Here is a 711-nt window from a genome sequence, read left to right on the forward strand (position 1 = left end):
TAACAACCGATGGCAAATTAACGAAGCGATGATTGCGAAATTGCCTTCACGAAAAGTTAAAAAGGTTGGAAAACAACTTTCAGAAATCGTTGATAAGATAATGCCTGCTTATTTTCCAGAGAAAGCAAACTTTTTTGAAGGAACAAAGAAAATAAGGGAAAAACAAGAAGTTGAAAGAATACTAGAAGATTTCAAACCCGATTTTCAATACGCAACTGAACAAGGATTAACGCATGATGAAGCCTTATCAGAATTTGAAAAATTTGTACGCTTTTCAAAATCCAACCCATGTCGAAATGCAAATGAACGCGATTGGCAAAGCGCTTGGGATAATTGGATTACGCATCCAGAATATGGATTGGTAATTAAGAAACACAAAAAATCAGAAGTGAAAAAACTATATGAAAGCGCATGTTATAAACCACCGTCAAACAATTTCGCAAATAACCTTTCAGAAAGCTTCAATCAACTTGCAACAGCGATCTACGCTTAAAGACACTTATGGATCCGAAAAAACAGCAAAGTAGTGAAGTTTGCTGATGATTTTGAGAATATATATGCGTTTAAATTGACAGAAAGGCACCGTACAGAGCGATTTAAATATTTTGTGATAAAAACCACATTGAAATTAAAAACGCTTCTGTACGGTCCATTTTGAGGCAAATAAACCCATTGGTAAAGTTATGGATTTAGATAGGGGATATTAAACCA

1 pseudogene is annotated in these 711 nt (G+C 34.6%); it reads left to right on the forward strand.

The window, feature by feature from the left end:
• Window positions 1-493, forward strand: a pseudogene (locus tag ACFINZ_RS10845) (hypothetical protein); the annotation flags it as partial.
• Window positions 494-711: the final 218 nt, after the last annotated feature.

The organism is Bartonella sp. AA81SXKL (assembly GCF_042196945.1).
In the GTDB taxonomy this organism is placed as follows: domain Bacteria; phylum Pseudomonadota; class Alphaproteobacteria; order Rhizobiales; family Rhizobiaceae; genus Bartonella.